The organism is Pseudoflavonifractor hominis, assembly GCF_014288125.1.
Lineage (GTDB): Bacteria > Bacillota > Clostridia > Oscillospirales > Oscillospiraceae > Pseudoflavonifractor_A > Pseudoflavonifractor_A gallinarum.
This window is the reverse complement of the sequence record NZ_JACOPR010000001.1, coordinates 493,028-517,708: the sequence shown is the minus strand read 5'-3', so window position 1 is coordinate 517,708 and position 24,681 is coordinate 493,028. Positions and strand designations below refer to the sequence as shown.

The window sequence follows — 24,681 nt, the reverse complement described above, 5'->3', positions numbered from 1 at the left end:
CACCCGGCAGATCACAAGAGCAAGGAGGAGGAGACATGCCTGATTTTCAGGTGGTATCGGAATACCGGCCCGCGGGCGATCAGCCGGAGGCCATCGAGGCCCTGGCCCGGGGCGTGGAGATGGGCTTGCAGGAGCAGACCCTGCTGGGAGTCACAGGCTCGGGCAAGACCTTCACCATGGCCAAGACCATTGAGCGCATCCAGCGCCCCACCCTGGTCCTGGCCCACAATAAGACCCTGGCCGCCCAGCTCTGCGCCGAGTTCCGGGAGTTTTTTCCCCACAACGCGGTGGAGTATTTTGTCTCCTACTACGACTACTACCAGCCGGAGGCCTATATCCCCCATACCGACACCTATATTGAAAAGGATGCCGCCACCAACGATGAGATTGACCGCCTGCGCCTCTCGGCCACCTGCGCCCTGCTGGAGCGGCGGGACGTGATCGTGGTCTCCTCGGTTTCCTGCATCTACGGCCTGGGCGAGCCGGAGGATTTCGCCAAGATGATGGTCTCCCTCCGGGTGGGCAGCACCCTGGAGCGGGACGAGCTCCTCCGGCGTCTGGTGGAGATCCGATATGAGCGCAACGACATTGCCTTTGAGCGCAATATGTTCCGGGTGCGGGGGGATACCGTGGAGATCTTCCCGGCCTACTGGAAGGACACCGCCATCCGGGTGGAGTTCTTTGGGGACGAGATCGACCGCATCAGCGAGATCAATGTGGTCACCGGGGCCGTCATCCGGAACCTAAATCACATCCCCATCTGGCCCGCCACCCACTATGTCACCCCGAAGGAGAAGATGGATGCCGCCATCGGGGAGATCTACCGGGAGCTGGAGGAGCGGCTCAAGTTCTTCCAGGACAACGAGCAGCTGGTGGAGGCCCAGCGCCTCAAGCAGCGGGTGCTCTATGACATCGAGATGATGCAGGAGCTGGGATACTGCTCCGGCATCGAGAACTACTCCCGGGTCATCGAGGGGCGGCCGGTGGGTTCCCCGCCCCATACCCTGCTGGACTATTTTCCCAAGGACTTTGTCCTCTTCATCGACGAGAGCCATGTGACCCTCCCCCAGGTGCGGGCCATGTACAACGGAGACCGGGCCCGTAAGACCACGCTGGTGGACTACGGCTTCCGCCTGCCCTGTGCATTTGATAACCGCCCGTTGAAATTTGAGGAATTTGAACAGAGAGTAAACCAAGTCATCTATGTCTCGGCCACGCCCGGGGAGTATGAGCGCACCCGCTCCGGCCAGATCGTGGAGCAGGTCATCCGGCCCACGGGACTCCTGGACCCCCGGATCGAGGTCCGGCCGGTGGAGGGACAGATCGACGACCTCATCGGCGAGATCAACGAGCGCACCGAGCGGAAGGAGCGGGTGCTGGTCACCACCCTCACCAAGAAGATGGCGGAGGATCTGACCACCTATCTCCAGGGAGCGGGCATCAAGGTGCGCTATATGCACCACGACATCGACACCATGGAGCGCATGGAGATCATCCGGGACCTGCGCCTGGGGACCTTCGACGTGCTGGTGGGCATCAACCTGCTGCGGGAGGGGCTGGACCTGCCCGAGGTGAGTCTGGTGGCCATCCTGGACGCGGACAAGGAGGGCTTCCTCCGCTCCGAGACCTCCCTCATCCAGACCATTGGCCGGGCGGCCCGCAACGCCGATGGCCTGGTGGTCATGTATGCCGACACCATCACCCCCTCCATGCGCCGGGCCATCGACGAGACCGAGCGGAGACGGGCCAAGCAGGACGCCTTCAATCAGGCCCACGGCATCGTGCCCAAGACCGTCATCAAGTCGGTGCGGGAGCTCATCCGCCTCTCGGAGGAGGAGAAGAAGGACCGGGAGGCCAAGCACGCGGGCAAGATGACCCGAAGCGAGCGGGAGGCCGCCATCAAGAAGCTGGAAAAGGAGATGAAGGAGGCCAGTTCCCGATTGGAATTCGAGTACGCCGCCGTCCTGCGGGACCGGATCATCGAACTGCGGGGGCAGTCCTGACACCGATCACACCGACCAAACGAGAAAGGGCGTGTTTGTATGAAAAAGAGAAAGGAATTCCTCTGTACCACCGCGATCTTCTCTGGTATTCTTCTCCTGCTGTTGGGCATCCTGTTTGCGGCGGTGCTCTCAGGGGACCCGGGCGCGGGCGCCTCGGTGGAAGAACAGGCCGCCGCACTGGGCTGGATGCGGGCCGGACAGGTCAACGCCGTGGTGGGAGCGATTCTCTTTGCCGTGGGTCTGGGCCTGCGGCTGTGGATGGGCCGCCAGCCCCGGCAGCGCCGCCGTCCCCGGGGAACCGGGCGCTCCTGAGAGGGGGGAGCGGGGATGAACCGTTGGAGAGCCCTTACCCCCTTCCCGCGGATCATGCTGTGCATCCAGGCCGGTCTGCTGGTACTCTTCACCATTCTCTATCCGCTTCTGGGGATGCAGCGGGGGATTGACTTCCAGGGGGAGTTCCTCCGCCAGGTGGAACGGGGAGAGGATACGGTCTATACCGGCACGCTGGACGGAAAAACAGTGGAGCTTACCTATACCCCATCGGGCGCCCTCTTCTACCGCTGGGGAGATGTGGAGTACGGCCCCTATACCTTGACCGAGGACCCTACCGCCCTTCCCCCGTCGGAGACCATGGGGCGTGTGACCGGCGTGGAGCTCCGCCTGGACGGGGAGATTCTCTTCCGGGGCGGCTACGGCGGGGACGGATTCTATCTGGTGAATGAGAACGGCACCAAGCTGAATGGTCTGGAAATCGTCACAAATGGGACGGCCTACGGCTTGGACGGAAGCCGGCAGATCTATGAAGAGGGCCTGTCCATCACCCAGGCCATCGGCCTGCTGCTGGAGCCGCCCGCGCTCCGCAGCCGTGTGGATGGAGAAGGATATTTCCTGGGGACCCTGGTGGTGGTCATCAATGCCGTCGCCATCCTCTTTGCCGATGAGCTCTTCCGCTGGAATCTGCGGTGGTCCATCCGCCACCCGGAACGGGCGGAGCCCTCCGAGTGGGAGCTCTTCAGCCGGGGCTTCAGCTGGGTGCTGCTGACCATTGTAGCTCTGATTGGATATATGATGGGACTGTCCGGCTCAGCGTAGCACTATTTTTCGCAACGAACAAAGGAGAAGCAAACACTATGCTCGACCATATTTTTGTCAAAGGCGCACGGGAAAACAACCTGAAAAACATTGACGTGGACATCCCCCGGGACAAGCTGGTGGTGCTCACCGGCCTCTCGGGCAGCGGCAAGTCCTCCCTGGCCTTTGACACCATCTACGCCGAGGGACAGCGGCGGTATGTGGAGTCCCTCTCCTCCTATGCCCGGATGTTTTTGGGGCAGATGGAGAAGCCCGATGTGGACTACATCGACGGACTCTCCCCCGCCATCTCCATCGACCAGAAGACCACCTCGAAAAACCCCCGCTCCACGGTGGGTACGGTGACCGAGATCTACGACTACCTGCGCCTCCTCTGGGCCCGAGTGGGCACGCCACACTGTCCCAAGTGCGGCAAGGAGATCATGCAGCAGACCATCGACCAGATCATCGACCAGGTCCTCACGCTGCCCGAGGCCACCCGCATCCAGGTCATGGCCCCTGTGGTGCGGGGGAAGAAGGGCACCCACCAGAAGCTGCTGGAGGACGCCCGCAAGTCGGGCTATGTCCGCTGCCGGGTGGACGGCTCCCTCTATGATCTGAGCGAGACCATCGAGCTGGACAAGAACAAGAAGCACTCCATCGAGATCGTGGTGGACCGCCTGGTCATCAAAAGCGACATCACCCGCCGCCTCACCGACAGCGTGGAGGTGGCCTCCAATCTGGCGGGGGGACTGGTGGTCATCAACGTGGTGGGGGAGGACCGGGACATCCTCTTCTCCCAGAACTACGCCTGTGAGGACTGCGGCATCTCCATCGAGGAGCTCTCGCCCCGGATGTTCTCCTTCAACAACCCCTACGGGGCCTGTCCCACCTGTACGGGCCTGGGCTCTCAGCGGAAGGTGGACCCCGACCTCATCATCCCCAACAAGGACCTCTCCATCCTGGAGGGGGCCATCACGGCCAGCGGCTGGAACAACATCAAGGGGGACGGCATCTCCCGGATGTACTTTGACGCCCTGGCCAAGCAGTACAAATTTAAACTCTCCACCCCGGTGAAGGATCTGCCCCCCGAGGTGATGGACGTCATCCTCTACGGCACGAAGGGGGAGAAGCTCAAGCTCACCTATGAGCGGGAGAACGGCAAGGGCACCCTCATGCAGGCCTTTGAGGGCATCTGCAACAATCTGGAGCGGCGCTATCAGGAGACCCAGTCGGACGCGGCCCGGCGGGATCTGGAGGAGTGCATGAGCGACCGGCCCTGTCCCGACTGCGGCGGACGCCGCCTGCGGAAGGAGGCACTGGCTGTCACGGTGGGGGGCATCGACATCGACACCTTCTGCCGCAAGTCGGTGACCGACGCCCTGGACTTTGTGGAGCACCTGGAGCTGAGCGAGCAGAAAATGCGCATTGCCGCGCGGATTCTGAAGGAGATCAAGTCCCGCCTGGGCTTCCTCCAGAGTGTGGGCCTCCAGTACCTGACCCTCTCCCGCTCGGCGGCCACCCTTTCGGGCGGCGAGAGCCAGCGCATCCGCCTGGCCACCCAGATCGGCTCCTCCCTGATGGGGGTGCTCTACATTCTGGACGAGCCCTCCATCGGATTGCACCAGCGGGACAACGACATGCTGCTGGCCACCATGAAGCGCCTGCGGGACCTGGGCAACACCCTGTTGGTGGTGGAGCACGACGAGGACACCATGCGCGCGGCCGACTACATCGTGGACATCGGCCCCGGGGCCGGGGTCCACGGCGGACAGGTGGTGGCGGCGGGCACCGCGGAAGAGGTCATGAACACCCCCGGCTCCATCACCGGAGACTACCTCTCGGGCCGGAAGAAGATCCCGGTCCCCGCCCAGCGGCGAGCGGGCAGCGGACAGTTCCTCACCGTCCGGGGGGCGGCCGAAAACAACCTGCAAAATGTGGATGTCTCCATCCCCCTGGGTACCTTTACCTGTGTCACCGGTGTGTCCGGCTCGGGCAAATCCTCCCTGGTCAATGAGATCCTCTATAAGCGCCTGGCGGCCGACCTGAACCGGGCCAAGACCCGGCCGGGCAAGCACGCGGGCATCGAGGGGGAGGAGTTTTTGGACAAGGTCATCGACATCGACCAGTCCCCCATCGGGCGCACGCCCCGCTCCAACCCGGCCACCTATACCGGACTCTTCAACGATATCCGGGAGCTCTTTGCCTCCACCCAGGACGCCAAGGCCCGGGGCTATGGCCCGGGGCGGTTCTCCTTCAACGTGCGGGGCGGCCGGTGCGAGGCCTGCTCCGGAGACGGCCTCATCAAGATCGAGATGCACTTCCTCCCCGACATCTATGTGCCCTGCGAGGTCTGCAAGGGCAAGCGGTACAACCGGGAGACCCTGGAAGTGAAGTACAAGGGCAAGAATATCCACGAGGTGCTGGAGATGACGGTGGAGGAGGCGCTGGGCTTCTTTGAAAACCTGCCCCGCCTCTACAACAAGATCCAGACCCTCTACGAGGTGGGACTGGGCTACGTGAAGCTGGGCCAGCCCTCCACCACACTTTCGGGCGGCGAGGCCCAGCGGGTGAAGCTGGCCACCGAGCTGGCCAAACGTTCCACCGGGAAGACCATCTATATCCTGGACGAGCCCACCACGGGCCTCCACACCGCCGATGTGCACAAGCTCATCGAGGTGCTCCAGAAGCTGGTGGATGTGGGCAACACGGTGGTGGTCATCGAGCACAACCTGGACGTGATCAAGACGGCCGACTATGTGATCGACCTGGGGCCCGAGGGCGGCGACGGCGGCGGAACTGTCGTTGTGACCGGCACCCCGGAGGAGGTGGCGGACTGCCCGGCCTCCTACACGGGACGGTACCTGAAACGGATGCTGGAGGGTTAATCCGGGTCCGATCGGAAGCTCTCGGCCAGACCCAGGCCGGTGCGGAGACCCAGCAAAAAGGCCTGAAGGGAGAAAAACTCCCGGCTCTTGGCATAGTTCCTCCGGTCCTCCGGGACCAGGTTGGACTCCAGAAGGGAGAGCTCCATCTCATAGCCGCTCCCCAGAACGTGCTCCTCCTGGTAGGGGTAGATGTAGCGGGTGTAGAGCCAGGGCAGAAATTCTTCCATTGAAATCACCTCGAAAAATATTTTAGCATATTCAACGATAATGTCAATATGGATAATTTGAGACAAAATATTGCGATTGATTTTTTGACTGGAGGACGAAGGTGTGGCAACTTCTCAAAATGCAGTAAATAAATATCGCCAGAAGAATTACTATACCTTCTCTGTTTCTGTGCCTGCACAGTACCGGGAGACCATCAAAGCTGCCGCGGCGGCCCGGGGGGTATCGGTGTCCCGGCTGGTGTGCGATCTGCTGGGGAAGGAGCTGGGGCTGGACCTGACGCTGGACGGCATTTTTCCCGGCGGAAAAACGAAAGAGAATTCTTAAACTTTCCTTAAAAAGGTATCTTTTGCATTGACATTTCACCGGGTGGATGGTGTAACATGGTGCTATGGAAAAGTGCCGGGATTCCCACCGGCGCTGGAAAAGGAGGTTTCTGTATGAATCGAATCTGTAAACGTCTGGGCGCGGTGGGCAGCGCTGCGGCTCTTGCGGCCACCCTGGCCGTCCCCGCCCTCGCCGCGGAGAACACCGCCGGCATCGCCGTCCAGCTGGACGGCCAGAATGTGGCCTTCACCGACGCCGCCCCTGTGGCCAAGAGCGGACGCACCTTCCTGCCCTTCCGGGCCGTCTTTGAGGCCATGGGCGTTCAGGTGACCAGTGAGGGAAAGGAGATCACCGCCGTCCGGGGGGACACCACCCTGCATATGACCATCGGTTCTTCCACCGCCACCCTCACGCAGGGGGATAAGACCTCCACCATTTCCATGGATGTGGCGCCCTATGTGGACAGCGCCACCTGGCGGACCTATGTGCCCGTCCGCTTTGCCGCCGAGGCCTTCGGCTGCAACGTGGGCTGGGATCAGGACGACCAGACCATCCTGATCGTGGATGTGGATAAGCTCCTGGGGGATGCCACCTTTACCAAGATGGACCAGTATATCTCCAATCTCTATGAGAAGCAGGCGGAGCAGAACCAGGCCACCGACGGCACCTTCTCTATGGGGCTGACCATGGATTCCAGCCTCACCGGGACCGAGAAGGACGTGGAAATGAAGGTGGACGGCACCGTCACCGGCGTGAGCAGCATGACCGCCGCCCAGCTGGCCATGGAGATGGACCTCTCCGACCTGGCTACCCTGATCGCCTCTGACCCCGCCGCCATGACTGCGGAGCAGCTGGCCGAGCTGAAAAATTCCCTGGCCAAGACCGAGCTGGAACTGCGCATGGATCTGGAGACCGGCATGTACTACATCTACGCCCCCATCCTGGCGCAGCAGAACGGCGGCAGCGGCTGGTACTCCATGGATCTGAACAACCTCTTCCAAATGAGCGGCATGGACCTGTCCCAGCTGATGGGCCTGTACAAGGACTTCAGCCTGGAGGACACCCTGCGCTCCACCCTGGCCTCCATGCCTCTCAGCGACCGTGACACCGCCTATTCCATGCTGACCATGAGCGCGGACAGCTATGTGAAGCTCTTCAGCGACGGCGCCCTCAAAAAGGACGGCGATACCTACAAGGCCACCTACACCCTGAATGAGGGCGGCGTGGAAAACATCACCTACACCACCGTGCTTACCGAGCGGGATGGGGAGATCGTCTCCATGCAGGTGGACATGGCGGTCGCGGCCAGCGCCGAGGGCGTGAATCTGTCCACCACCGCTAAGATCTATGCCGACAGCACCAAGAGCACCATCGACATGAAGATGGATCTGCCCGGTATGATGAACCTGACCCTCCAGATGGACCTGGGCTACAAGCCCACCGACAAGGAGCCTGAGACCGGTCTGCCCGCCGGCGTCACCGCCACGCCCCTGGATATGGGAATGACGGTCATGCCCTAACGGGATCGGAGCGGCTCTGACCTGTTTCAATACGCTGCGGCCCCCCGCTTCGGCGGGGGGCCTTTTGCACATGCGGTGGGAAAACAGTTCTGTTTTCTTTTGACCGAATATGTTACAATCATAGAGATAGAAACCGGACAGATCCGGTTTCAAACGAATGAATCGGAGGATTTTAAGATTGGATCTTATGTCGTGGCTTACCGGGAACCAGGCGGGTGAGGTGGTCTTCACCATGCTGGTATCCATGCTGCCCATCATCGAACTGCGGGGCGGCATCCCCTTCGGCGTGGCCCTGGGACTGAATCCCTGGGTGGCCTTCGTGGCCAGTGTGGTGGGCAATCTGCTCCCGCTCCCCTTTATCGTGGTCTATATCCGGCGGATCTTTCAGTGGATGCGCCGTCATATGCCGCGGCTCAACGCCCTGGTGGACCAAATGGAGAAAAAGGCCCACCTGAAGGGCCGGAAGGTGACCCGGTACAAATATCTGGGTCTGATGATCTTTGTGGCCATTCCCCTGCCGGGGACCGGCGGGTGGACCGGCGCGCTGGCTGCCGCTTTCCTGAACATGCCCCTGCGCAAGGCCATGCCCGCCATGACCGCCGGGGTGTTCATCGCGGGATTTTTGGTGACCTTCCTCACGTATGTGGTGAAGATGACCATGATCTGAACCATTTTTCCATTTCCGCATAGGATGCTCTGGAGGTGAGCGGGAATGGAATCTTTTCTGCAGGCGATGGTGGCCCTTCTGGCCGCCACGGGACTTTTGGCTCTGGCATGGCTGTGCTTCGGCAAGCTGCTCCTGCCGGTGAGCGGCGGAGCAGGGGGCGGGGCAGTCTACGCGGTGCTGCCCGTCCAGGGAGAGGCCGAGACGCTGGAGCACGATGTGCGGGGCCTGTGCTGGCTCCGGGGCGGGCAGGCCGCCCGGTTTACCATCATCATCGCCGACGCGGGACTCACGCCCCGGGGCCGCGCGGTGGCCCTTGCTCTGATGGGAGAGCAGGGAGGAATGGTGCTCTGTCCGCTGGAGCGGCTGGGGGAATACCTCCGCCAGCCGTGAGCGGCCGATGAGATTGAGACAAAAGGGTGATTCCGGTGGAACAGGTGGAAGAACAGCTCCTGATCGAGGGGACGGTGGATGCGGTCATCTACCAGAATGAAGAAAATGGATATACGGTCCTCCGGGTCGACGCCGGAGAGCAGGGCGGCATCACCGTAGTGGGCTGTATGCCTGCCATCGCCCCGGGAGAGAGTCTCTCGGTCCAGGGCCGGTGGATGCGCCATGCCTCCTACGGCGAGCAGTTCAAGGCCGAGGTCATCCAGCGCCGGATGCCCGCCGGGGAGAAGGCCATCTTCGAGTATCTGGCCTCCGGCGCGGTCAAGGGCATCGGCGCAGCCACCGCCCGGCGCATGGTGGAGGAGTTCGGAGAGGACGCCCTCACGGTCCTGGAGGAGCAGCCCGAGCGCCTGACCCAGATCAAGGGGATCACCCGCAAGCGGGCGCTCGCCATGGGGGAGGCCTTCCGGCTCCAGATGGGGATGCGCCGCCTGCTGGACTTCCTGGGGGAGCACGGCGTGGCCCTCCAGCTGGCCATGCCCCTCTACCGGCGCTACGGGGACCGGGCTCTGGAGGTCATCCGGGGCAACCCCTACCTGCTGGTGGACGAGGAGCTGGGGGTGGAGTTCGCCGTGGCCGACCAGCTGGCCCTGGAGATGGGCATGGACGGGGAGGACCCCCAGCGCATCGAGGCCGGGATCCTCTTCGAGCTCTCCCACAATCTGATGAACGGGCACACCTTTCTGCCCCGGAAAAAGCTGCTCCTGGCCACTGCCCAGCTCATCGGGGTGGAGGCCGAGAGCCTGGAGGACGGGCTGGAGGCCCTCCTCGAGCGGGGCGAGGTGGTGCAGGAGGAGGTGGCCGGGGAGACCGCCTGCTACCTCGCCGAGCTCCAGGAGGCGGAGGAGTATGTCTCGGCCCGGATGACCGAGATGGCCTGGCAGGAGCTGCTGCCCCCCGACGGCCTGGAAGAGATTTTGGAGCAGATCCAGCGGGAACAGGGCATTACATACGCCCCCCAGCAGCGGGAGGCGGTGCTTCTGGCGGCCCGGCGGCAGGTGATGCTCCTCACCGGCGGCCCGGGCACCGGAAAGACCACCTCCCTGCGGGGAGTGCTGGCCCTCTTTGACGCCCTGGGGCTGGAGACCGCCCTGGCCGCCCCCACCGGCCGGGCGGCCAAGCGCCTGGGGGACCTGTGCGGGGTGGAGGCGGCCACCATCCACCGCCTGCTGGAGACCCAGTTCGATCCCGGCACCGGGCGGTTGGTCTTTGCCCACGACGAGAGCGAACCCCTGCGGGCTGACGCCGTCATCGTGGATGAGACCTCCATGGTGGATATCGCCCTCATGCGGGCGCTGCTCTCCGCCCTGCGGAGCGACTGCCGCCTGGTGCTGGTGGGAGACCCGGACCAGCTGCCCAGCGTGGGGCCGGGGAACCTCTTCTCTGACCTCATCCGCAGCGGGGCCATCCCCACGGTGCGCCTCACCGAGATCTTCCGGCAGGCCGCCCAGAGCGGCATCGTCATGAACGCCCACGGGGTCAACCGGGGGGAGCTCCCCGACCTGCGCAACCGGAGCTCCGACTTCTTCTTTCTGCGCCGGAAGGAGCCCGCCCGGCTGGCCGACACGGTGGTGGAGCTGATCTCCCACCGTCTGCCCGAGAACATGGGTATCCCGCCCGAGCAGATTCAGGTGCTCTGTCCCACCCGCAAGACGGTGGCGGGGACGGCCTCCCTCAACCGGGCCATTCAGGAGGCCATCAACCCGGCGGTCCCCGGCAAGGGCGAGCGGCGCTTCGGGGAGTATATCTTCCGGGAGGGAGACCGGGTCATGCAGGTGCGCAACAATTACGACCTGATGTGGAAAGACCGGGATTCCCTCACCTCCGGCATGGGGGTGTTCAACGGGGACATCGGCCAGATTCTGGAGGTGGACAACCGCAACGAGCTCATTACGGTGGATTTTGAAGGCCGCATCGTGGAGTATTCCCCCGATATGCTGGGGGAGCTGGAGCCCGCCTATGCCGTCACCGTCCACAAGGCCCAGGGCAGCGAGTACCGGGCGGTGATCCTGGCGGTGAGCAAGGCCACGCCGCTCCTGCTCACCCGTGGGGTGCTCTATACCGCTATCACCCGGGCCAGAGAGCTGCTGGTGCTGGTGGGGGACGAGGAGGCGGTGGCCCAGATGACCGCCAACAACCGTCAGCAGCGGCGCTATTCCGGCCTGCGCTGGCGTCTGGCCCAAAATAATGGATAAAAGTCAGAGATTTGACCGAAAGCAGAGAATCCCACAGAACAAAATATCTTGCACTGATAATGCACTAAGTTTAAACTAAAAATAAGTGAAAACGGATATGCTCTACTCACCATAAAGATGGAGTGTAGAGCATAGATGGAAGAGAAAAAGCATCTGAGTATCCGTATGGACGGGGAACTGCACAATAAACTGCAATTTGTTGCGGCTTATGAGGGGCGTTCCATGAGCCGTCAGATACTGTACCTCATTAACCAATGTGTCCGCGAGTTTGAAAAGGAGCACGGCCCCATCCGGCCGGAGGACCTGGATTGAGCCGGTGGAGGCAGGTCCTTCTGGATCTCCTCTTTCCGCCCCGCTGCGTCTTCTGCGGCAGGCTGCTGGAAGAAGGGGAGGGCATCTGTCCCCACTGCGTCCGGGCGCTGCCCTATACCCATGGGACGGGGGCGGAGCAGCGGGGCGAGGGGATCACCCTGGCGGTCTCGCCCCTCCGGTACGAGGGGGAGGTGCGCCAGTCCATCCGCCGCTACAAGTTCGAGGGACGCAGATGGTATGCCCGGACCTATGGCGGGCTGATGGCCGCGTGCGTCCGGGAGCATCTGGACGGGCGCTTTGACGCGCTGACCTGGGTGCCCCTGTCCCAGCGCCGCCGGAAGGAACGGGGCTACGACCAGGCCCTCCTCCTGGCCCAGGCCGTGGGGGAACACCTGGGGATGGAGCCGGAGGAAGTCCTGTGCAAGGTACGCCACACCCGGGCCCAGTCCGGCCTCTCCGATGGGGAGGAGCGGCGGGCGAACGTGCGGGATGCCTACCGGTGCATCCGGCCCGAACGGGTGGCCGGGCGGCGTTTTCTGCTGGTGGACGACGTGATCACCACCGGCTCCACACTGGCCGCCTGCGCGGCGGTATTGCGCCAGGCGGGTGCGGCCGATGTGGTCTGCGTCACGGCGGCCCGTGCCCATTGACGGAAGAGTGGTTGAAATATCCGAAAAACTTATGAAAAATCCTGTTGAAATACGGGGGAAATGTCTTTATAATGTTAGACAGACTTTAAATAGGTGATTTAGGAATGGAATTTTGGGCAAACTTAAAAGAAGAGTTCAAGAGACTTCGAGGTGTGGGTATGTTCAGCAAGGATATCGGCATTGATTTGGGTACTGCGTCTATTCTGGTATATGTGGCCGGCAAGGGCGTTGTGCTCCGCGAGCCCTCTGTGGTGGCCCTGCACAAGGACACCGGCAAGCTGCTCAAGGTGGGCACCGAGGCTCAGCAGATGCTGGGCAAGACCCCTGGCAATATTGTTGCCATCCGTCCCCTGCGGGAGGGCGTCATCTCCGACTATGATATGACCGAGCGGATGCTCAAGGAGTTTATCCGCAAGGTGACCTCCTTCCGGCTCTTCAAGCCCCGTATCGTCATCTGCGTGCCCTCCGGCATCACTGAGGTGGAGGAGCGCGCCGTCATCGACGCGGGCATCCAGGCCGGTGCCCGCCGGGTCTACCTCATTGAGGAGCCGGTGGCTGCTGCCATTGGCGCGGGCATCGACATCACCCGTCCCGACGGCCATATGATCGTGGACATCGGCGGCGGTACCTCCGATATCGCCGTCATCTCCCTGAGCGGCATCGTGGAGTCCACCTCCATCAAGATCGCCGGCGATCAGTTTGACGAGGCCATCATCAAGTATATCCGCCGCAAGCACAACGTCCTCATCGGCGAGCGCACTGCGGAGGAGCTGAAGATGAAGATCGGCTGCGTGTTCCCCCGTCCCGAGGAGCAGTCCATCGAGATCAAGGGCCGCTGCCTGATGACCGGCCTGCCGAGAGTGTTCACCGTCACCTCCAGCGAGATGATCGAGGCCTTTGAGGAGCCCGCCACCCGCATTCTGGAGGCCATCCACGGTGTGCTGGAGCGCACGCCCCCCGAGCTGGTGGCCGACATCGCCACCAACGGCATCGTCATGACCGGCGGCGGAAGCCTGCTGTGGGGCTTTGACAAGCTGATCGAGTCCCACACCGGCATCGAGACCTATGTGGCGGACGACGCCATCTCCTGCGTGGCCTACGGCACCGGCAAGAGCCTGGAGACCATCGGCGACATGCAGGACGGCACCATCAACCTGTCTCGCCGCAAGCAGATGAACTAAAACTGACCAGAAAGGGCGCCGTACAGGGGTATGGCGTCCTTTTTGCCCTTTCAACACATACCGTCCAGATCAAAGGAGGAACGCCATCATGCAAAACTTTACGTACTACACCCCCACCCGAGTGGTCTTTGGCAAGGGAGAAGTGGAGCGAGTCGGGGAGCTGCTGCGCGCCGAAGGGGTCCGCAAGGTCCTCATCCACTACGGCGGGGAGAGCGCCCGCCGCTCCGGTCTGCTGGAGCGCGTGGAGCGGGCTGTGAAGGATCAGGGGATCGACTTTGTCTCTCTGGGCGGCGTGGTGCCCAATCCCCGGCTCTCCAAGGTGCGGGAGGGCATCACCCTGGCCCGGGCGGAGGGCGTGGACTTCATCCTGGCTGTGGGCGGCGGCAGCGTCATCGACTCGGCCAAGGCCATCGGCTACGGCATCCCCTACGAGGGGGACGTGTGGGACTTTTACAGCGGTACGGCTCAGCCGGAGCGGGTCTGCCCGGTGGGTGCGGTGCTCACCCTCTCGGCCGCCGGAAGCGAGATGAGCAATTCCTCCGTCATCTCGGACGAGGAGAATGGGCTCAAGTGGGGGCTCAACAACGACATCTGCCGCTGCCGCTTCGCGGTGATGGACCCGGAGCTCACCTATACTCTGCCGCCCTATCAGACGGCCTGCGGCGTGGTGGACATCCTCATGCACACCATGGAGCGCTACTTCACCCATGAGAAGGATACTGCCCTTACCGACGAGCTGGCCGAGGGTCTGATGCGCACTGTGATGGACTGTGGGCGCAAGGCCCTCCGGGACCCGAAGGACTACAATGCCCGCGCCCAGATCATGTGGGCGGGCAGCCTCTCCCACAATGGCCTGACCGGCTGCGGCACCGTGGGGGACTGGGCCAGCCACCGCATGGAGCACGAGCTCAGCGCCCTGTTCGACGTGGCCCACGGCGCGGGACTGGCCGCCATCTGGGGGAGCTGGGCCCGGTACGTCTACCGGGAGGAGCCCGAGCGCTTCGCCCAGTTCGCGGTCAAGGTGATGGGCTGTCCCAATGACTTCCGTGACCCGGAGAAGACCGCCCTGGCCGGCATCGAGGCCATGGAGCAGTATTACCGGGAGATCGGCATGCCCACCTCGGTGCGGGAGCTGGGACACGACCTCAATGAGAGCGAGATCCAGCTGCTGGCCGAGAAGTGCGCCCGCCGCAACCCCCATCTGGGTGGCTTCAAGACCCTGAGTCAGGACGATATGATCCAGATTTTCCGCATGGCCCGCGGATAAATCGGTTACAATACCATCGTTTCCCTGGAGTTTTTCCGGGGAAACGATTTTTTTCTTGCGTATGGTGGAAAACTTGCAAAAATAGCTTGCATTTTGCAAGTGAACGTGCTAGATTAGAGGCAACGAAAGAAAACCTGCATCTGAAGTGCAGGAAAACAGGAAGAGGAGCGAGTATTCCATGACAGATAAGCAGCGTGTGGAGTTCGAGCATGGGCCCTACCGTTCGGAGCATGACTCCATTGGCGAGCGTGCGGTCCCCCGGGATGTGTACTACGGCGTGCAGTCCCTGCGGGCAGTGGAAAACTTCCCCATCACCGGACTGACCATGCACCGGGAGATCATCAACTCCATTGCCGAGATCAAGAAGGCATCCGCCATCACCAACTATGAGATCGGCCTGCTGGACAAGAAGGTGGCCGACGCCATCGTCCGGGCCTGTGAGGAGATCGTGGAGGGAAAGCTCCATGAGGAGTTCATCGTGGACCCCATCCAGGGCGGCGCGGGCACCAGCCTGAACATGAACGCCAACGAGGTCATCGCCAACCGGGCCATTGAGCTGCTGGGCGGGGAGAAGGGTGACTACACCCTGGTCAACCCCAACGACCACGTAAACTGCGGCCAGTCCACCAACGACGTGTTCCCCTCCGCCGGAAAGCTGGCAGTGCTCAAACTGCTGGTCCGGGCTCAGATCCAGCTGGAGCGTCTGTACACCGCTCTTCTGCAGAAGGCGGAGGAGTTTGACGACGTGATCAAGATGGGCCGCACCCAGATGCAGGATGCCGTGCCCATCCGCCTGGGCCAGGAATTCCGGGCATACAGCGAGGCCATCCGCCGGGACATCGCCCGCTTCGAGCGGGCCATGGACGAGATGCGCTGCCTGAATATGGGCGGCACCGCCATCGGTACCGGCCTGAACGCCGACGAGCAGTATCTCCGCCGCATCGTGCCCAACCTCTCCAAGGTGTCCGGTCTGCGGCTGGTCCAGGCCTTCAACCTGATTGACGCCACCCAGAACCTGGACGAGTTTGTGGCGGTCTCCGGCGCGGTCAAGACCTGCGCCGTGAACCTCTCCAAGATGTCCAACGACCTGCGGCTCATGTCCTCCGGTCCCCGCTGCGGATTCGGGGAGATCAACCTGCCGCCCCGCCAGAACGGCTCCTCCATCATGCCCGGCAAGGTCAATCCGGTCATCCCCGAGGTGGTCAATCAGGTGGCCTTCAACATCATGGGCAACGACCTGACCATCACCATGGCCGCCGAGGCCGGCCAGCTGGAGCTCAACGCCTTTGAGCCCATCATCTTCTGGAACCTGACCCACGCGGTGGAGTTCCTGACCTATGCGGTGAGCACGCTGGTGGACAACTGCATCCAGGGCATCACCGCCAACCGGGATCGGTGCCGGGAGATGGTGGAGAACTCGGTGGGCATCATCACCGCCATCTGCCCCCATGTGGGCTATGAGGCGGCCGCCAATGTGGCCAAGAAGGCCATCCAGACCGGCCGCAGCGTCCGGACCATCACCATTGAAGAGGGCCTGCTGGACGAGGAGACCCTGAACAAGATCCTGGATCCCTACGCCATGACCGAGCCCGGCATCCCCGCCAAGGAGCTGCTGGACTAAGCGTCTCTCATTGGAACAAACGAAGCGCCTCCCCAGCCGGGGAGGCGCTTTTGTGTCTTGGCTCAGCTCAGCTTGTGAATCAGGATGGAGCCGTTGGTAAAGGTGGTGTTGGCCGTGTTGGTGACCAGAGTCAGCGTGGTAGTGCCGGGGATGGTCAGGGCCGTGGTATTGGCGAGCAGTACCGGGTTTCCGCTGGTGGCAATGGAGTTGGTCGCCAGGGAGCCCGGGACAAGGGTGCCGTTGGCATTGAGCTGTACACTGGCCAGCGTGGGGGCGTCCGAAGAAGCCGCGTTGACCGTGTAGTGCACCTCATAGCTGCCAGGCTGGGTGAGGATGAAGTCACCGGAGCCGGCCGTATGGGTGATCTCGGTCCCCAGAACCATCTGGTTGGTGGGGAAAGTGAGGGAAGAGCCGGCGGAGGCCGGCGTCTGAGCCGCCGGCGCGACGGCGTAGAGGGCCTGAGGCGCTGGCGCGGTTCCGGTGGGACCGGTAGGCCCGATGGGGCCGGTGGGGCCCGTGGCGCCGGTAGGACCGGGAACCGGAACGATGCTCACCGTGCACGGCTCCGGCCCGGGACAGGGACAGGGCGGAGGACAGCACGCGGGCGGACAGACAGGGGGAGGACATCCGAAACGGAAGTCTTTGTTCTGGTATACATTCATTGGGCATAACCTCCGCAGTATCCTATGCTCCGGTGTGCAGAGAGGTGCCAGCCGGGAAAGGGGGGCGGTATGACCGGTCCGGGAGGAGGCTTAAATATTCCTTAAATCCAGAGGGAGCTACTTGCGCAGATAGGGCAAAAGGTATAAAATGGAGCCAGTTTAAGGGAACAGGAGGTCATGATATATGGCGCTTTTGGATGATTTGAAGGTAAAAGCGGTGGAATTGACCCAGGTTGGCATGGCCAAGTCCAAGCAGCTGGCGGAGATCGCCCGGCTGAGCCTGGCCAACACTGGCGAGGAGGACAATATCCGCAAGGCTTATATTGAGATCGGAAAACTTTACTATGCAGAGCGGGGAATGGCGCCGGAGGCCGCTTACAAGTCGCTGTGTGAGAAGATCACCGCGGCCAAGATCAACATTGAGGAAAACAAGGCCCGGATCGCCCAGCTGAAGGAAGAGGGGAGCATCAAGGACAGCGAGGTCGCCGCCGTGGTGGAGACTGAGATTCCCGCGGAGGAGCCTGTCATGACGGCAGAGCCCGAGAAGGAAGAGGAGTAAGCACCCTTCCAACAGCCAAGAAGAATTCATAGAAAAAGCGCCTGATGGAGTACCATCAGGCGCTTTTTAAACAGATTCAGACGGAATGGAAGAAGAGGATGTTACAGGATGTGGCGGCCGTAGACATAGACGCGGCTGTAATAGCCGGAATTCAGGTTGTCGATCTTGACCGTGTATGTATTGGTGGAGGCGTGGATGAACTGGCCGCCGCCAATGTAGATGCCCACGTGGGAGACCGGCTTGGTGGTGTTGGCCTTGAAGAAGACCAGATCGCCGGGCTGAAGCTGGCTCTTGGAAACGGCAGTGCCGTTGGCCAGCTGATCGGTGGCGGTGCGGTTGAGGGTCACGCCGAAGTGGGCATAGACATACTTGGTGAAGCCGGAGCAGTCAAAGGAGTTGGGGCCGTTTCCACCGTACACATAGGGGGTGCCCAGGAACTGCTTGGCATAGGCCACCACCTGCTCTCCCATGCTGGAGGAGGAGGTCGCCGTGGTTTCATTGCCGCGGGAGGTGGTCTCCTTGGTGGTGATCATATACTCACTGCTGACATAGCCGGTCTTGCCGTTATAGTCGACCTTATACCAGCTGCCATCCACACCGATGATCTTGACGACGGTGCCGTCAGCCAGAGAGGCGACCTTGGAAGCAGAGGTGGAGGGCGCGCTGCGCATATTCAGGGTAGAGCCGCCGGCGCTCACCTTGCCGTAACCGATGGCGGCGTCCGCCTTCTGGGAAATGGTGAGGTATTCGCCGGACATATAGCCCTGCACAGATTCATAATCGACCTTGTACCAGTTGTTCCCGGCGTCTTCCAGCACGATGACGGCGTCGCCCTTGGAGGCGGTGGCCAGGATCGCGGAGTCGGTGCTGGCGGCGGAGCGCAGGCGGAGTGCGTCGGCCTGAACGGTGCCGACACCCATGCTGGCGGCGGCAGCGCTGACCAGACAGGCACAAGAAACCGCCACGGTGACGGCCATAACGCGCAGGAACTTCACAGGCTGTATCATCGGTATAATCCTCCATTCAGTCAAATGCTGCCCGAAGGCAGTCCGTTTATCTTCTCATTCGTTTGGCATTTGGGTGGGTGGGGGTTATTTGTTGGAGAGGGCACGCTCCAGCCAGACGGCGGCCACATCCATGGCGGCGTAGAGGCTGTCCTTCTCGCTCTTCTTGACGACGCGGTCCCGGCTTTTCAGGTCGGGATCGGTGAGCTGGAGCTGGACCACGACCTTGTTGGCCACATCCAGATCCTTGACCTTTTTGGTGCTCATGACCTGCATCATGATGATATATTTATCGGCCATGCTTCCGTAATAGATCAGATTATCTTTCCGGCGAAGGGGATGGCCCTTGTAGACCAGAGGAAACTTTTCGTCTGCCATTCTGTGCCTCCTGAAAATAAATTAAAAATTAAAAACTGTAACCGAATTGTAACACATTGTTTCCGAGTTGTCAAATTCTTATTTTATGTCAAGCATACCGGTAGGAGAACAGACATTACTTGAAGACCCAGCAGAAGCGGGAAAAAAGGCGAAATATTATGTCAATAAAAAAAGAACGCGGCCTCTTCCCAATTGGGCGGAGCCACGTTCTTTTTGGGGCAAAGTCAGCGCCTGAAATCGTCCCTCCGGCGGAGCAGAGCGCCCAGCGACAGGAGCAGGGCGGCGAGGATACACAGCGCTTCCAGCGCCATGGTCCAGGTCTGTCCGAAGAGGTGGACGGGCATTGTGTATTGCAGGCGCAGATACACGCAGTAGGAGCTGAGGGAGGCCAGTTGGGTCAGCAGGGCGATGGGAATACGCCGGCGGTCCCACACCGCCCAGACCAGGGTGACCACGTCGGCCAGGAAAAAATAGCGCTCGTGCATATAGGGGAGAAGAAAGGGGACCCCCAGTGCCAAAACGGCGGCAGCCGCCAGAAATTGTGCACCGGAGAAGCGGCTGCGGTGGAAAAAGAGCCATCCCAGCACAAAGAGACACAGGGCAAAGGCCGCCAGAATCCCGGCCCGGGCCAGGGGCTGCTGCGCCACATCCACCCCGTAGGGGATCAGGGCGAAGAGGGAAGGGGCGTTGAACACCAGAGCATAGCTGTACTGTCCCGCCTGCTTGAAATAGACCCCCAGGATGTCGGCCAGCGGCTTGCCCAGCAGCAGGGCCGGGAGGACAGCCACCGCATAGGCGGCCGGAAAGACCAGCAAGTGGGAGAAGCGGAGCTTCCGCACCAGCCACAGCCCGCCCCAGAGGGGGATGAGGAAAATGGTCTGGAGCTTGAAGGAGAAGGCCACGGCCAGCAGTGCCACCGAGGTCTTGGGATGGTCCTCCCAGGCGGAGGCCATGGCGTGGAGGACCAGCGCGCCGTACAGGGCGTCGCACTGTCCCCAGAAGGAGCCGTTGAGGACCACCGTGGGGAGGAGCAAAAGGAGAAGATAGGCCGTCAGGGGGGCGGGACCATCTTTCCGGCCGGACAGAGCCCCGACCAGCCGCAGGCCGCCCCAGGCCAGAATCCCGTCAAACAGGATGGAAAAAAGCTTGATGGCATAGAGATCCGGGAAGGGGAGATAGGAGATGGCGGCCATGAAGTAGAGATAGGGCGCGTTGTAGTCGCCCACAGGTTCTTTGATCGCGGCAAAGCCGCCGTTCTCCCGGAAAAAGGCGGCCCACTGGGAGAGAAAGTCCCGGTAGTCATAGGTGATATGATCCAGACACATTGCCCGCAGCAGCGCCGCCAGCGCCAGGACCAGAAAGGCCAGAGCCAATTTATTTCCCCCATACCCCGCCCGGCGGAGGGGGAGAAGGGCCAGCCCGGTCCACAGGAGCAGACAGAGACCAGTGATCCATCCGACGGCCGGTCCGCCCAGTGCCAGGGAAGAGCAGCGCCAGAGGACTCCGGCCAGCAGGAGCGCACCCGGGAGCCAGGGGAAAAGAAGCTGTGCCCGGGGCGCGGGAGAGGGGATTTTCGGCATAATATCACCTCAAAAACAGAAAAAAGTCCGGAATTTCTCCGAACTTTACAGATATAAAAATTGACTCTTTTGTACATCCGTGGTATAATAGAGCGCTATTACAAATAGAGCATCCGATTTCGATACCATCCCATGTTATAGTGAGTATAACAGTTTCCACGGTGCTCCGCAAGGGGCGGTGGAACACAATTCGCCAACAACTCCGTGTGTGTCATTTTGGAGGCGGGGCCTCCGCTTTGGCGGAAATGACGGAGTGAGGACGAGAAAAATCGGAACCTGACGCAGAAACAGGGCTCTCCGGTCCTCTGGGGCGGGGAGCAGGTACGAAAAGTTTGGACGGCTGTCCGAACGACCGCCAGATGCTAAGGGAAAGGAATGGTCATTCAGAATGGTCACAGACAGGATCAAAGACGTCTACTATGGCAAGACCCTCCGCAAGAGCTTTGCCCGCCACAAGGAAATCCTGGAGATGCCGAATCTGCTGGAGATCCAGAAGAAGTCCTACCAGTGGTTCCTGGACAAGGGACTGCGGGAGGTCTTCAAGGATGTCTCCTGCATTACCGACTATGCCGGTAATCTGGAGCTGTCCTTTATCGACTACTCCATGGACGAACCCCCCAAGTACAACGTGGAGGAGTGCAAGGCCCGGGACGCCACGTACGCCGCTCCCATCAAGGTCCGTGTGCGCCTGCGCAACAAGGAGACCGAGGAGATCAAGGAGCAGGAGATCTTCATGGGTGACTTCCCCATCATGACCCAGGGGGGCACCTTCGTCATCAACGGCGCCGAGCGCGTCATCGTCTCCCAGATCGTCCGCTCCCCCGGCATGTACTACTCCCGCACCGCCGACAAGGCCGACAACGTCACCTACGCCACCACCGTCATCCCCTACCGGGGCGCCTGGCTGGAGTATGAGACCGACCTGTCCGACGTGTTCTATGTCCGCATCGACAAGAACCGCAAGCTCCCCATCACCTGCCTGATCCGTGCCGTGGGTCCCAAGACCGACGCCGAGATCATCGAGATGTTCGGCGAGGATCCCCGCATCCTGGCCACTCTGGAGAAGGACACCTGCAAGACCTATGAGGAGGCCCTGCTGGAGATCTACCGCAAGCTCCGTCCCGGCGAGCCCCCCACGGTGGACTCCGCTGAGAGCCTGCTCAACGCCCTCTTCTTTGACCCCCGCCGCTACGACGTGTCCGCCGTGGGCCGCTACAAGTTCAACAAGAAGATGTCCATGGGTCCCCGTCTGACCAACCAGAAGCTGGCCCTCCCCGTGGTGGATCCCACCACCGGCGAGATCATCGCCGAGCCCGGCGAGGTCCTCACCCGTGAGCGGGCCCATGAGCTGGAGGACAAGGGTGTCAACGAGGCCGTGGTGGATGTGGACGGCACCATGGTGCGCGTGTTCGGCAACCACATGGTGGACATGTCCAAGTTCGTGGACTTTGACCCCGAGGAGTGCGGCGTCACTGAGCGGGTGCGCTACACCGTGCTCATGGAGCTGATGAATCAGTTCTCCGGCGAGGAGCTGAAGGACGCCATCAAGGATCACCTGGACGACCTGATCCCCAAGCACATCATCGTGGACGACATCATGGCGTCCATCAACTACCTCAACGCCCTGGCCTTCGGCGTGGGCACCCCCGACGACATTGACCACCTGGGCAACCGCCGCCTGCGCTGCGTGGGCGAGCTGCTCCAGAACCAGTTCCGCATCGGCTTCAGCCGCATGGAGCGCGTCATCCGTGAGCGCATGACCATCCAGGATCTGGACATCGTCACCCCCCAGTCCCTCATCAACATCCGTCCTGTCACCGCCTCCATCAAGGAGTTCTTCGGTTCCTCCCCCCTGAGCCAGTTCATGGACCAGACCAACCCCCTGGCCGAGCTGACCCACAAGCGCCGTCTGTCCGCTCTGGGCCCCGGCGGTCTGAGCCGTGACCGCGCCTCCTTCGATGTGCGAGACATCCACTACTCTCACTATGGCCGCCTGTGCCCCGTTGAGACCCCCGAAGGTCCCAACATCGGCCTGATCTCCTACCTCTCCGCCTATGCCCGGGTCAACCGCTTCGGCTTCATCGAGGCGCCCTACCGCAAGGTGGACAAGGAGACCGGCCGGGTCACCGACGAGATCCACTATATGACCGCCGATGTGGAGGACGAGTTCACCATCGCCCAGGCCACCGAGCCCATGGACGAGAACAACTGCTTCATCAACGAGCGTATCACCTGCCGTCACCGCAACGAGATCGTCTCGGTGGCCGCCAACCAGGTGGACTACGTGGACGTGTCCCCCCAGATGATGTTCTCCGTGGCAACCGCCATGATCCCCTTCCTCCAGAACGACGACGCCAACCGTGCTCTGATGGGCGCCAACATGCAGCGTCAGGCCGTGCCTCTGCTGACCACCCAGGCCCCCATCGTGGCCACCGGTCAGGAGCACAAGAACTGCGTGGACTCCGAGGTCGCCATCCTGGCCGAGGAGGACGGCGAGGTCGTGAAGGTCTCCGCCCAGTATGTCTCCGTGCGCTATCAGAACCTGGGCCTCAAGGAGTATAAGCTCATCAAGTTCCTGCGCTCCAACCACGGCACCTGCATCAACCAGCGTCCCATCGTCAAGGCCGGCCAGAAGGTCAGCAAGGGCGAGGTCATCGTGGACGGCCCCTCCACCTGCAACGGCGAGATCGGCCTGGGCAAGAACATCCTCATGGGCTTCATGACCTGGGAAGGTTACAACTACGAGGACGCCATCCTGCTCAACGAGCGCATGGTCAAGGAGGACGTCTTTACCTCCATCCACATCGAGGAGTATGAGACCGAGTCCCGCGACACCAAGCTGGGCCCCGAGGAGATCACCCGGGACATCCCCAACGTGGGCGAGGACGCCCTGAAGGACCTGGACGAGCGCGGCATCATCCGCGTGGGCGCCGAGGTCCGCTCCGGCGACATCCTGGTGGGTAAGGTCACCCCCAAGGGCGAGACCGACCTCACCGCCGAGGAGCGCCTGCTGCGCGCCATCTTCGGTGAGAAGGCCCGCGAGGTCCGTGACACCTCCCTGAAGGTGCCCCACGGCGAGAGCGGCATCATCGTGGACGTGAAGGTCTTCACCCGCGAGGCCGGCGACGAGCTCTCTCCCGGCGTCAACGAGGTGGTCCGCGTCTACATCGCCCAGAAGCGTAAGATCAGCGTGGGCGACAAGATGGCCGGCCGCCACGGTAACAAGGGTGTTGTCTCTCGCATCATGCCCCAGGAGGATATGCCCTTCCTGCCCGACGGCACCCCGCTGGACATCGTTCTGAACCCCCTGGGCGTGCCTTCCCGTATGAACATCGGTCAGGTGCTGGAGGTCCATCTGGGCTACGCCGCCAAGACCCTGGGCTGGAAGGTGGCCACCCCCATCTTCAACGGCGCCGACGAGAAGGACATCGCCGAGGTCCTGACCATGGCCGGCCTGTCCCCCGACGGCAAGAGCTGGCTGTACGACGGCCGTACCGGCGAGCGGTTTGACAACCGCGTCACCGTGGGCTATGTGTACTTCCTCAAGCTCCACCACCTGGTGGATGATAAGATCCACGCCCGTTCCACCGGCCCCTACTCCCTGGTCACCCAGCAGCCTCTGGGCGGCAAGGCCCAGTTCGGCGGCCAGCGCTTCGGCGAAATGGAGGTGTGGGCTCTGGAGGCGTACGGCGCGGCCTACACCCTGCAGGAGATCCTCACCGTCAAGTCGGACGACGTCACCGGCCGTGTGCGCACCTACGAGGCCATTGTCAAGGGCCACAACGTGCCCAAGCCCGGCGTGCCCGAGTCCTTCAAGGTTCTGGTCAAGGAGCTGCAGTCCCTGTGCCTGGATATGAAGGTGCTGGACGAGAACGGCGCTGAGATCGAGCTCAAGGATGACGAAGAGGACAACTACCAGCCCGATCGCATCCGGGACGACGACGACTTCTACAGCTACCGCGAGGGCGACGCTGAGTCCGAGTTCGCGGCCGCCGGCTTCACCCTGAAGGCCGAGAGCGACGACGACGACCTGGCTGTGAGCGACGACGAGAGCGTCGCGTCTGACGACGACGCGTTCCTGGACGACCAGGACATGTAAGAGAGAGGGAGGAACGATCTATTCT

General features: G+C 62.0%; 21 protein-coding genes. 16 read left to right on the top strand and 5 right to left on the bottom strand.

Annotated features, from left to right (window positions below; translation table 11 throughout):
• The first annotated feature begins 35 nt into the window (after nucleotides 1–35).
• The 4 genes from uvrB to uvrA are packed head-to-tail and all read left to right on the top strand — an operon-like array spanning nucleotide 36 to nucleotide 5,962.
• On the top strand, nucleotides 36–2,003 hold the full coding sequence (gene uvrB, locus H8S34_RS02480) for an excinuclease ABC subunit UvrB (protein ID WP_101693885.1): 1,968 nt from the start codon (nucleotides 36–38) through the stop codon (nucleotides 2,001–2,003).
• A gap of 39 nt (nucleotides 2,004–2,042) precedes the next feature.
• Nucleotides 2,043–2,315: a hypothetical protein gene (locus H8S34_RS02475; protein WP_186962934.1), complete on the top strand. Its 273-nt coding sequence runs from the start codon at nucleotides 2,043–2,045 to the stop codon at nucleotides 2,313–2,315.
• Between the two features lie 15 nt (nucleotides 2,316–2,330).
• On the top strand, nucleotides 2,331–3,095 hold the full coding sequence (locus H8S34_RS02470) for a hypothetical protein (protein WP_186962933.1): 765 nt from the start codon (nucleotides 2,331–2,333) through the stop codon (nucleotides 3,093–3,095).
• Nucleotides 3,096–3,133: 38 nt separating this feature from the next.
• A complete protein-coding gene (gene uvrA / locus H8S34_RS02465; protein ID WP_186962932.1) occupies nucleotides 3,134–5,962 on the top strand; it encodes an excinuclease ABC subunit UvrA in 2,829 nt (942 codons plus the stop codon).
• Here uvrA and H8S34_RS02460 read toward each other — a convergent pair.
• On the bottom strand, nucleotides 5,959–6,189 hold the full coding sequence (locus tag H8S34_RS02460; RefSeq protein ID WP_101693881.1) for a hypothetical protein: 231 nt from the start codon (nucleotides 6,187–6,189) through the stop codon (nucleotides 5,959–5,961). The two genes, uvrA and H8S34_RS02460, sit on opposite strands and share 4 nt — an antisense overlap.
• Nucleotides 6,190–6,292: 103 nt before the next feature.
• Between H8S34_RS02460 and H8S34_RS02455 the strand changes: the two genes are divergently transcribed.
• From H8S34_RS02455 to H8S34_RS02410, 10 genes are all read left to right on the top strand, one after another.
• Nucleotides 6,293–6,514 carry a hypothetical protein gene (locus tag H8S34_RS02455; RefSeq protein WP_186962931.1) on the top strand — a complete coding sequence of 74 codons (222 nt, stop codon included), beginning with the start codon at nucleotides 6,293–6,295 and terminating at the stop codon, nucleotides 6,512–6,514.
• 113 nt (nucleotides 6,515–6,627) lie between these two features.
• The gene (locus H8S34_RS02450; protein ID WP_180956905.1) at nucleotides 6,628–8,034 is read left to right on the top strand and encodes a copper amine oxidase N-terminal domain-containing protein; all 1,407 of its coding nucleotides are present in this window, start codon (nucleotides 6,628–6,630) and stop codon (nucleotides 8,032–8,034) included.
• Between the two features lie 187 nt (nucleotides 8,035–8,221).
• Nucleotides 8,222–8,701 (top strand): COG2426 family protein, encoded by a 480-nt coding sequence (locus H8S34_RS02445; RefSeq protein ID WP_186962930.1) that lies wholly within the window; start codon nucleotides 8,222–8,224, stop codon nucleotides 8,699–8,701.
• Between the two features lie 45 nt (nucleotides 8,702–8,746).
• A complete protein-coding gene (locus H8S34_RS02440; RefSeq protein WP_101693878.1) occupies nucleotides 8,747–9,091 on the top strand; it encodes a hypothetical protein in 345 nt (114 codons plus the stop codon).
• 44 nt (nucleotides 9,092–9,135) lie between these two features.
• Nucleotides 9,136–11,343 carry an SF1B family DNA helicase RecD2 gene (recD2, locus tag H8S34_RS02435; protein WP_366485574.1) on the top strand — a complete coding sequence of 736 codons (2,208 nt, stop codon included), beginning with the start codon at nucleotides 9,136–9,138 and terminating at the stop codon, nucleotides 11,341–11,343.
• Nucleotides 11,344–11,478: 135 nt separating this feature from the next.
• A complete protein-coding gene (locus tag H8S34_RS15285) occupies nucleotides 11,479–11,655 on the top strand; it encodes a type II toxin-antitoxin system antitoxin (RefSeq protein WP_145996911.1) in 177 nt (58 codons plus the stop codon).
• Complete coding sequence (locus tag H8S34_RS02425) at nucleotides 11,652–12,305, top strand: ComF family protein (protein WP_186962928.1); 654 nt, start codon at nucleotides 11,652–11,654, stop codon at nucleotides 12,303–12,305. Before H8S34_RS15285 ends, H8S34_RS02425 begins: the two co-directional genes overlap by 4 nt.
• Before the next feature lie 158 nt (nucleotides 12,306–12,463).
• Nucleotides 12,464–13,486 carry a rod shape-determining protein gene (locus H8S34_RS02420; protein WP_101693875.1) on the top strand — a complete coding sequence of 341 codons (1,023 nt, stop codon included), beginning with the start codon at nucleotides 12,464–12,466 and terminating at the stop codon, nucleotides 13,484–13,486.
• Between the two features lie 88 nt (nucleotides 13,487–13,574).
• Entirely contained in the window at nucleotides 13,575–14,753 is a 1,179-nt protein-coding gene (locus tag H8S34_RS02415; protein ID WP_186962927.1) for an iron-containing alcohol dehydrogenase, read from the top strand.
• A gap of 178 nt (nucleotides 14,754–14,931) precedes the next feature.
• Nucleotides 14,932–16,374 (top strand): aspartate ammonia-lyase, encoded by a 1,443-nt coding sequence (locus H8S34_RS02410; protein WP_186962926.1) that lies wholly within the window; start codon nucleotides 14,932–14,934, stop codon nucleotides 16,372–16,374.
• 62 nt (nucleotides 16,375–16,436) lie between these two features.
• Here H8S34_RS02410 and H8S34_RS15280 read toward each other — a convergent pair whose 3' ends face one another.
• Nucleotides 16,437–16,928 (bottom strand): BclA C-terminal domain-containing protein, encoded by a 492-nt coding sequence (locus H8S34_RS15280; RefSeq protein ID WP_145996910.1) that lies wholly within the window; start codon nucleotides 16,926–16,928, stop codon nucleotides 16,437–16,439.
• 292 nt (nucleotides 16,929–17,220) lie between these two features.
• Here H8S34_RS15280 and H8S34_RS02400 point away from each other — a divergent pair, with 292 nt between their 5' ends.
• The gene (locus H8S34_RS02400) at nucleotides 17,221–17,595 is read left to right on the top strand and encodes a serine proteinase (RefSeq protein ID WP_186962925.1); all 375 of its coding nucleotides are present in this window, start codon (nucleotides 17,221–17,223) and stop codon (nucleotides 17,593–17,595) included.
• A gap of 101 nt (nucleotides 17,596–17,696) precedes the next feature.
• On the opposite strand, the gene H8S34_RS02395 is transcribed toward H8S34_RS02400, so the two are convergent.
• The 3 genes from H8S34_RS02395 to H8S34_RS02385 all read right to left on the bottom strand — a co-directional run bounded on the left by H8S34_RS02395 (nucleotide 17,697) and on the right by H8S34_RS02385 (nucleotide 20,557).
• Nucleotides 17,697–18,602 (bottom strand): C40 family peptidase, encoded by a 906-nt coding sequence (locus H8S34_RS02395; RefSeq protein ID WP_186962924.1) that lies wholly within the window; start codon nucleotides 18,600–18,602, stop codon nucleotides 17,697–17,699.
• Between the two features lie 84 nt (nucleotides 18,603–18,686).
• Nucleotides 18,687–18,977, bottom strand: a complete 291-nt coding sequence (locus tag H8S34_RS02390; RefSeq protein ID WP_101693870.1) for a hypothetical protein — start codon at nucleotides 18,975–18,977, stop codon at nucleotides 18,687–18,689.
• Nucleotides 18,978–19,201: 224 nt separating this feature from the next.
• The gene (locus H8S34_RS02385) at nucleotides 19,202–20,557 is read right to left on the bottom strand and encodes a putative hexosyltransferase (RefSeq protein WP_243207878.1); all 1,356 of its coding nucleotides are present in this window, start codon (nucleotides 20,555–20,557) and stop codon (nucleotides 19,202–19,204) included.
• A gap of 388 nt (nucleotides 20,558–20,945) precedes the next feature.
• On the opposite strand from H8S34_RS02385, the gene rpoB reads away from it, so the two are divergent.
• Nucleotides 20,946–24,656 (top strand): DNA-directed RNA polymerase subunit beta, encoded by a 3,711-nt coding sequence (gene rpoB / locus H8S34_RS02380; protein WP_186962923.1) that lies wholly within the window; start codon nucleotides 20,946–20,948, stop codon nucleotides 24,654–24,656.
• The last annotated feature ends 25 nt before the right edge of the window (nucleotides 24,657–24,681 follow it).

What these genes read in the sequence shown, in the direction of transcription:
- uvrB (WP_101693885.1), top strand. Translation starts at nt 36, where the DNA reads ATGCCTGATTTTCAGGTGGTATCGGAATACCGGCCCGCGGGCGATCAG.
- H8S34_RS02475 (WP_186962934.1), top strand. Translation starts at nt 2,043, where the DNA reads ATGAAAAAGAGAAAGGAATTCCTCTGTACCACCGCGATCTTCTCTGGT.
- H8S34_RS02470 (WP_186962933.1), top strand. Translation starts at nt 2,331, where the DNA reads ATGAACCGTTGGAGAGCCCTTACCCCCTTCCCGCGGATCATGCTGTGC.
- uvrA (WP_186962932.1), top strand. Translation starts at nt 3,134, where the DNA reads ATGCTCGACCATATTTTTGTCAAAGGCGCACGGGAAAACAACCTGAAA.
- H8S34_RS02460 (WP_101693881.1), bottom strand. Translation starts at nt 6,189, where the DNA reads ATGGAAGAATTTCTGCCCTGGCTCTACACCCGCTACATCTACCCCTAC.
- H8S34_RS02450 (WP_180956905.1), top strand. Translation starts at nt 6,628, where the DNA reads ATGAATCGAATCTGTAAACGTCTGGGCGCGGTGGGCAGCGCTGCGGCT.
- H8S34_RS02445 (WP_186962930.1), top strand. Translation starts at nt 8,222, where the DNA reads ATGTCGTGGCTTACCGGGAACCAGGCGGGTGAGGTGGTCTTCACCATG.
- H8S34_RS02440 (WP_101693878.1), top strand. Translation starts at nt 8,747, where the DNA reads ATGGAATCTTTTCTGCAGGCGATGGTGGCCCTTCTGGCCGCCACGGGA.
- H8S34_RS15285 (WP_145996911.1), top strand. Translation starts at nt 11,479, where the DNA reads ATGGAAGAGAAAAAGCATCTGAGTATCCGTATGGACGGGGAACTGCAC.
- H8S34_RS02420 (WP_101693875.1), top strand. Translation starts at nt 12,464, where the DNA reads ATGTTCAGCAAGGATATCGGCATTGATTTGGGTACTGCGTCTATTCTG.
- H8S34_RS02415 (WP_186962927.1), top strand. Translation starts at nt 13,575, where the DNA reads ATGCAAAACTTTACGTACTACACCCCCACCCGAGTGGTCTTTGGCAAG.
- H8S34_RS02410 (WP_186962926.1), top strand. Translation starts at nt 14,932, where the DNA reads ATGACAGATAAGCAGCGTGTGGAGTTCGAGCATGGGCCCTACCGTTCG.
- H8S34_RS02400 (WP_186962925.1), top strand. Translation starts at nt 17,221, where the DNA reads ATGGCGCTTTTGGATGATTTGAAGGTAAAAGCGGTGGAATTGACCCAG.
- H8S34_RS02395 (WP_186962924.1), bottom strand. Translation starts at nt 18,602, where the DNA reads ATGATACAGCCTGTGAAGTTCCTGCGCGTTATGGCCGTCACCGTGGCG.
- H8S34_RS02390 (WP_101693870.1), bottom strand. Translation starts at nt 18,977, where the DNA reads ATGGCAGACGAAAAGTTTCCTCTGGTCTACAAGGGCCATCCCCTTCGC.
- H8S34_RS02385 (WP_243207878.1), bottom strand. Translation starts at nt 20,557, where the DNA reads ATGCCGAAAATCCCCTCTCCCGCGCCCCGGGCACAGCTTCTTTTCCCC.
- rpoB (WP_186962923.1), top strand. Translation starts at nt 20,946, where the DNA reads ATGGTCACAGACAGGATCAAAGACGTCTACTATGGCAAGACCCTCCGC.